This is a genomic window from Methanocalculus sp., from assembly GCF_030651615.1.
Taxonomy (GTDB): domain Archaea; phylum Halobacteriota; class Methanomicrobia; order Methanomicrobiales; family Methanocorpusculaceae; genus Methanocalculus.
The window spans coordinates 1-7,097 of sequence record NZ_JAUSCG010000113.1; the positions used below are offsets into that span (position 1 = coordinate 1).

The window sequence follows — 7,097 nt, forward strand, 5'->3', positions numbered from 1 at the left end:
TCTTCCTTGGTGAGAGTCACAACATATTTTCTCATTACATATTATACTACGTTCACCATATAATAAAGTTACGACATTTAAGAATTGACATGACACTAGCCACGTATCCGCTGGTTATTCATTCCCAGACAAAAGAGGCGATGGCAGCTGGAAAGAAGTATCTCGCTTACCTGATGAGCGGGGGAGTCATCTTCCTCTTTGCGATTATTGTCACCTATACGATGACCGGCACCCTTGACTTTACAGAGGGTGGCATCTTACACGGAATAGGTTCACCCGACACCCTCAGGGTACTCTTCTTCATCTTCTTACTAGGAGTCGGAGTAAAGACGGCCATCATGCCGCTCCATGGATGGCTTCCTTCGGCAATGATCGCTCCAACCCCGGTGAGTGCACTTCTTCATGCAGTGGCAGTTGTGAAAGCAGGGACATTTGGTCTTCTCCGCGTCATCTTCTTCATCTTTGGTATAGACCTCTTCTACGAGATTGGGGTAGCACCAGTTCTCGCCATTATTGCTTCTTTTACGATCATTACAGCCTCATTTATCGCTCTTTCTCAGGATAACCTGAAGATGCGGCTTGCCTATTCAACGATCAGCCAGCTCTCCTATATCGTCCTTGGAGCCGCTCTCCTCACACCCGCAGCCCTCGAAGGAAGTATTGCACACCTGATGCATCAGGCGTTCATGAAGATCACCCTCTTCTTCTGTGCAGGAGCGATCTTTATCGCAACCGGCAAGACACTCCTTTCAGAGATGCATGGGATGGCACAAGAGATGCCATACACCTGGGCGGCATTTGCCATAGGCGGTCTTGGTCTCATCGGGATTCCTTTAACAGCAGGCTTCATCACGAAGTGGTACCTCATGAGCGGTGCACTTGAGGCGGGAGAGCCGATCTTTATCGTCCTGCTCCTGACAAGCGCTCTTTTAAATGCCGCGTACTTCCTCCCGCCGATCTACCATGCATATTTCTCACCATCTGAGAAGAGAGAACGTATCGAGGGAGGGGTAAGCTGGTGTATTAAAGGACCTCTGATAGGAACAGCGATCATCGTCATCCTTCTTGGAACCATACCGTATGCACCGTACTTCCCACTTGAGACAGCTCATCAGATCGTTCTTGGGATCTTTGGCAGCTGAGCATTCATCCGGCATTCTGGCCGATGAGGAAGATGACAAGGTACATGCCGAGGACCAGAGTGATAATAAGGATCTCAGCCTCAAACGATGAGAGGTATGCAACCCTCTTCTGATGCTTCATTGAGAATGCCGTATACCAGTTCCTGAAAGAGGAGTCACAGACCAGAGTTGCCTGTTGTATCTTAGTAAGGAGATCGACTCCGATGAGATGAGATGCCGAGAGGAGAGCACCTGTTCCTCGTGAATACCATACATCAGGAGAGATCGGTTTTGGTATCTTTTGTTCCCAGTGGAACCATCCATAGGTGACATATGCGAAAAAGAGGGCGACACCTGCAATGACCTCAATAAACGCAATTGAGACTGAATATGGGGTATAGACTGCTCCCCCACCGAAGCCGAGGTATCCAAAAAGGTATGCGATATCCTGCCCGTTAAATGGCATCATAGCTGTTGCAGGCAGGATGAAGAAGATTCCAAGCCCTGGCAGGATGCCAAGCAGGATGATAGCAACAGAGAGTCCTGCCATCCCCGCTTTCATAGGAAGTGGTGTACGTCCGGTTTTGCTGATCGGTGTCTTTCTCTCACCTGTAAATGTAAACAGGATGAGTTTTCCTGTTGATGCAACCGTACCTGCACAGGCGATGATGAAGATAGCCTCAGCAGGAAGGAGGGCCCATCCTCCGATATGCTGTGCATCCAGCAGGGCATGGTGGATGAGTGCCTTGCTGACAAATCCGTTAAAACCGGGAATCCCTGAGATTGCGAGGACTCCTATCGCCATTGCAGCTGCGGTTGCCGGCATCGCCTTCCAGAGACCACCGAGGCGGTACATGTCCAGTTCTTGTGTCCTGAGAAAGACCGCACCGACTGACAGGAAGAGGAGGGCTTTAAAGAGGGCATGGTTGACAAGATGGAAGAGCCCGCCTGCAAACCCGAGTGCCCCTCCTTCCCCAAGATAGAGGGCACACCCAATCCCGAGTATGATGAACCCCATCTGGCTGATGCTGTGGTAGGCGAGCATTCGTTTGGAGTTCGTCTGCATCAGCGCAAGAAAAACCGCAGAGATCATCGTGATAAGACCAATCCATATAACCGCAAGTCCGCTGAGGGATGCGGCCAGTTCCGAAAGTCCTGTCGGGAAGAGAATAAAGAGCGCGGTGATGAAGATCCCATACGCTCCGATCTTGATCATCACCCCTGAGAGTACAGCCGATGCAGGTGTTGGGGCAACACTGTGTGCATCGGGGAGCCAGATATGCACAGGGTACATCCCTGCCTTCACCCCAAATCCGAGGATCATACACCCGGCGATGAGGAGAGCGAGGGGTTCTGTCAGACCATTGACCGGAGCAACAGCAATTGATCCTACCGCATTATTGAGAAGAGCAATCCCTCCAAGGATCAGAAATCCCCCGAATATACCGAGGAAGAGGTACTTCTTTGCAGCAGCCATCGATTCTCTCTTCTGCTCATGGTTGATCAGGACAAATGCCGAGAGCGTGAGTAGCTCAAAGAATGCATAGAGGGTGATGAAATCCCCTGAGAGTAAAACACCGAGATCGGCAGAGAGTGAAAAGAGCCAGAAGAAGTAGAACCGGTTTGTCCGGCTCTCTTCAGGCAGATAACTGGTGCAGTATACCGTTGCGAGCATCCATACAAAGATCGAGACGAGCAGAACCGTATAGGAGAGGGGATTGAGCCCCAGAACCGGAGTATAAAAGAGATATGCGTGCTCAAAAGAGACCTGTAGTGTCAGATCGGATATGAGATGCGGAATGAAGATACCGACGACTCCAAGCGTAAGAGCGGTTATAGAGACGGCGATGAGGTTACGGAGTCGGGCTGAGTAGTGTCCAATCAGATAACAGAGGAAGGCTCCAATCAGTGGAATGGCAATTGGAGCCAGGAGAAGGTATGCCGGTTGAATCCCTACATTATCTATAACCATACTTTCCCCGAAACTATAGGCAGGATTCTCTTCATCAATGGATTGAAGAGAGAGATATTCCTGATATTTCGTTTTTGATGGGAATACTCATATAATTTGTCAGGATTGAAAGCAGGATCTGAGATCAGATTCACTGCAATAATTGTCATGGTGATATGTACCTCAGCGATAATGAACATCTCCCCCGATCGTTCCGCCATCTTCAAGTCTTTTGAAGATAACCACTCCGTTATGCGGATACTGCTTGTTACCGGCACCCAGACCGAAGAACTCGTCAGAGAGGCAGCTAAAGACGCAGGCCATGACTGTGACGTCGCTGCCATCGGGGAGGTTGCATCATTCATCTCACCAAAGCAGCTCATTGATCTCATAGAAAAAGACCATTATGACAGTGTAATCGTCTCAGGGATGTGTACGGCAGATTTTTCATCTGTTGAAGCAAAGACGGGAGTTCCCGTCTTTCTTGGTCCCCGCCATGCAGCAGATCTTGCGATGATCCTTCCGGGTTTTGGCCATATCCAGCTATCCCGCACCATCCCGGCAGACGATCTGATCGCCGGTATGAAGCGTGACCGGGCGCTTGAAACACTGGCAGTTATCGAAGAGATGGTTGATCCGGAGTTCTTCATCAGAGGTCTGAAGATCGGTGGCGGGAGCAGGATGAAAGTTGTTGCTGAGATCATGGATGCTCACCGCCATCCCGATATCAGATCGGCGGTTCTTTCATTCTTCAGATCAGGTGCCGACATCGTCGACCTTGGGTTTGGATTTGATACGACTCCTGAAGATGTCAGATCCGTCTTCTTATCATTAGAAGGAATAGAAGGACCACTCGCAGTCGATACCCAGGACCCTGATCTTATCAGATCAGCCCTTGGAAGAGCCGATCTGATCCTCTCTCTTCAGGAGAAGAATATACCGGAGATCGGAATCGAAATTGCAGAGGCGGGAGTGGCGGCAGTAGTGGTGCCGGGTGAGGCAGGCCTCTCTGCAAATCTTGCAGCTGCTGAAGCCTGCGGGATCACCTGCCTCATCGCCGATCCTCTCCTTCCTCCGGCAGGATCAGGGCTTGTGAAAGCCCTTGCCACTATTGCTTCAGCCGATACGGAATACCCGCTCTTCTTCGGTGCCGGAAATGTTGTTGAGCTCCTTGATGCAGATTCCCCTGGGGCAAATGCACTTCTTGCGGCGATGGGAAAGGAGGTTGGAGCTGCCATGATCTTCTCAAGCGAACATTCGGATAAGACCAAAGGATCGGTGCGGGAGATGCGGACAGCAACGATGATGATGACACTGATGTATGACCGACCGTATCCAAAAGATCTTGGGCTTGATCTCTTCGTCATCAAAGAGAAAAGACGGAGGCGGGAGCCACCCCTCAGATATAATGAAACTCTCCCGATATCATCTTCTGAAAAGACACTTGTCTACGACCCCTGTGGCAACTTCCGGATTGGGATTGAAGAGAACGAGATCGTAGCGGAGAGGAGGGGTGTTGCCATCAGAGGAGATGATTATAGACGGATCTTTGCCGAGATCGAGGCGAATGGCTGGGTATCGCTCCTTGATCATGCCGCATACCTTGGAAAAGAGCTCTATAAAGCAGAACTTGCTATTCGGTTTGGGAGAAGTTTTGAGCAGGACGGCGATTTCTAAAAGAGGAGGTTTCCAATTAGAATATCCCAAACCAGACGGTGAATGAGGCAATAACCATTACTATAACAAGTATGATCAAAGCCTTATAGAGGCATGGATTGCAGATACCACCGACTCCGACAGCCTCATGATGAGATGAACAGAGTCGGCAGGTCTGCACTTTTTTTATATCCGGGTGATCTTTGTGATACAGCCTTCGTATCTTCTCTTCAAGATTTGGAGAGTTATGGATTTTATGCCATTCCTCCTCAGAAAGTCCGATAAAGAGGTTACAGGTCCCGCATTTTATCCAGATCTCGTTATCTGATGGGGTCTGGACTTCAATTGTGGATTCACCACACTGCGGACAATGGAGATCACGTAGATCCATGAAGATGAGAAGGTATATCATCTAGATAAAGGTGTCCCTGGGATCTCAATCAGAAATGTGAGAGAGTGCCTCTCGGAGACACCTACGCTATTATATAGGTACACTGCATTCTGAGCATGAAAGCAGATGGATCAGGAGACATATATCGGCTGGTCATCAGTTCCACGAGGGATGAAGGTCAGATTAGATGATTTCCATACCGGATGGGCACATAATGATGAGATGAAAGCTGCCGGGAAGAAGACGGCGAAAAAGCGGGCATTAGATATACTTCAAATGAACAGGATGTCGCTATCCGTTGCTCATGACCTGTTCTGGACAGATAAACGATATGCAATACTGATCATCCTTCAGGGGATGGATACTGCCGGAAAGGATGGGACGATCAAGCATGTGATGTCGGGTGTGAACCCTCAGGGATGCCGTGTGGAGAGTTTTGGCATCCCGACAAGACATGAGCTGAATTATCCCTTCCTCTGGCGGTTCTGGACGGCGATACCACGAAAGGGTGAGATCGGGATCTTCAACAGGTCGTATTATGAAGACGTGCTCGTCCCAAAGGTTCATCCTGAGATCCTTGATGAACAGCGGCTTCCACCAGGGTATGGGAGCAGATCCTTCTGGGATGCAAGGTTTGAAGACATCTGTGCATTTGAGAAGCACCTTACCAATAACGGAGTAATAATCCTTAAGTTCTTCCTTCACATCTCATATGAAGAGCAGAGAGATCGGTTGGTATCCCGCCTCAGGAACGAGGAGAAGCATTGGAAGTACTCTCCATCTGATCTTGCTGAACGTGAACACTGGCCTATCTATCAGAAGGCATATGAGGAGATCTTCTTCAAAACGAGCACTCCCTCTGCACCCTGGTATATCATTCCGGCAGACTACAAATGGGTTGCCCGGATGCTGGTTGCAGACCTCATCATATATAGTATTCATCAGCTGGATCTCAGATATCCGGAGGTAAGCAATGCACAAAAGAAGGAGCTGGCAACCGCTCTTGCCAAGCTTCAAAAAAGGTAAATCTGTCAGACAATACTGCTCCCTCCCGGTAAGACCGACTCTTTTATTTCCGGTGAGACCGATTCAGGATCTGATTACAAATGATAAAAGAAGGTTTTCTCGATAAGATGATTGTAAAACCCGGCATGAAGGTGAGATTATCAGATTTCTATACCGGATGGGCTCACAATGATGAACTGAAAGATGCTGGAAAAGATGTTGTGAAACAGCGGGCAGGAGAGATTCTGGAAGAGAACAGAACAGCACTCACTACAGCACAGGAACTCCTCTGGGCAGATAACCGTTACTCTATCCTGATCATCCTTCAGGGAATGGATACAGCAGGAAAAGACGGGACGATCAGGCATGTAATGTCGGGTGTGAACCCACAAGGGTGCAGGGTTACGAGTTTCGGAGTTCCAAACAGGCAGGAGCTGGACCATACTTTTCTCTGGCGGTTCTGGAGAGCGACGCCCGGTAGAGGAGAGATCGGGATCTTCAACCGCTCCTATTATGAAGATGTCCTCGTTCCGAAGGTGCATCCGATCATCATGGAGGATCAGCAGTTACCCACCGGCTATGGAAGTAATGCCTTCTGGGAGGCCAGATATAAGGATATGCGGGCATTTGAGGAGCATTTAGTCGCAAATGGGACAATTGTTCTTAAATTCTTCCTGAATATTTCTAAAGAAGAACAGAAGAAGAGGCTGATCTCGCGGCTGAAGACTGAGGAGAAGCACTGGAAATTCTCCCTCTCTGATCTGACCGACCGGCAGTTCTGGGATCACTATCAGAGGGCATACGAAGAGGTGTTCTACCAGACCAGTACTGATAGTTCACCATGGTACATTATCCCGGCAGATTACAAATGGGTTGCCCGCACACTGGTTGCTGACCTGATTGTACGGGGCATAAAAAAGCTGGATCTTCGGTATCCTGAGACGACTGATGAACGTAAGAAGGAGCTTGAAAT

Annotated in this window: 6 protein-coding genes; 4 read left to right on the forward strand and 2 right to left on the reverse strand. The window is 49.1% G+C overall.

Translation table 11 applies throughout. The annotated features are described in order from the left end of the window. Window positions 1-89 precede the first annotated feature (89 nt). Window positions 90-1,142 (forward strand): proton-conducting transporter membrane subunit, encoded by a 1,053-nt coding sequence (locus Q7V06_RS05100; RefSeq protein WP_304839026.1) that lies wholly within the window; start codon window positions 90-92, stop codon window positions 1,140-1,142. Window positions 1,143-1,146: 4 nt separating this feature from the next. On the opposite strand, the gene Q7V06_RS05105 is transcribed toward Q7V06_RS05100, so the two are convergent. Then, complete coding sequence (locus Q7V06_RS05105) at window positions 1,147-3,093, reverse strand: complex I subunit 5 family protein (RefSeq protein ID WP_304839027.1); 1,947 nt, start codon at window positions 3,091-3,093, stop codon at window positions 1,147-1,149. A 231-nt stretch (window positions 3,094-3,324) separates the two neighbouring features. Between Q7V06_RS05105 and Q7V06_RS05110 the strand changes: the two genes are divergently transcribed. Then, window positions 3,325-4,749, forward strand: coding sequence for a dihydropteroate synthase-like protein (locus Q7V06_RS05110; protein WP_304839031.1), 1,425 nt, complete (start codon window positions 3,325-3,327; stop codon window positions 4,747-4,749). A gap of 16 nt (window positions 4,750-4,765) precedes the next feature. Here Q7V06_RS05110 and Q7V06_RS05115 read toward each other — a convergent pair whose 3' ends face one another. Further along, on the reverse strand, window positions 4,766-5,119 hold the full coding sequence (locus Q7V06_RS05115) for a hypothetical protein (RefSeq protein WP_304839028.1): 354 nt from the start codon (window positions 5,117-5,119) through the stop codon (window positions 4,766-4,768). Window positions 5,120-5,245: 126 nt separating this feature from the next. Between Q7V06_RS05115 and Q7V06_RS05120 the strand changes: the two genes are divergently transcribed. Beyond that, window positions 5,246-6,145, forward strand: a complete 900-nt coding sequence (locus tag Q7V06_RS05120) for a PPK2 family polyphosphate kinase (protein ID WP_304839029.1) — start codon at window positions 5,246-5,248, stop codon at window positions 6,143-6,145. A 125-nt stretch (window positions 6,146-6,270) separates the two neighbouring features. Beyond that, a partial coding sequence (locus Q7V06_RS05125) for a PPK2 family polyphosphate kinase (RefSeq protein ID WP_304839030.1) occupies window positions 6,271-7,097 on the forward strand: 827 nt, incomplete at its 3' end.

What these genes read in the sequence shown, in the direction of transcription:
- Q7V06_RS05110 (WP_304839031.1), top strand. Translation starts at nt 3,325, where the DNA reads ATGCGGATACTGCTTGTTACCGGCACCCAGACCGAAGAACTCGTCAGA.
- Q7V06_RS05105 (WP_304839027.1), bottom strand. Translation starts at nt 3,093, where the DNA reads ATGGTTATAGATAATGTAGGGATTCAACCGGCATACCTTCTCCTGGCT.
- Q7V06_RS05115 (WP_304839028.1), bottom strand. Translation starts at nt 5,119, where the DNA reads ATGGATCTACGTGATCTCCATTGTCCGCAGTGTGGTGAATCCACAATT.
- Q7V06_RS05100 (WP_304839026.1), top strand. Translation starts at nt 90, where the DNA reads ATGACACTAGCCACGTATCCGCTGGTTATTCATTCCCAGACAAAAGAG.
- Q7V06_RS05120 (WP_304839029.1), top strand. Translation starts at nt 5,246, where the DNA reads ATGGATCAGGAGACATATATCGGCTGGTCATCAGTTCCACGAGGGATG.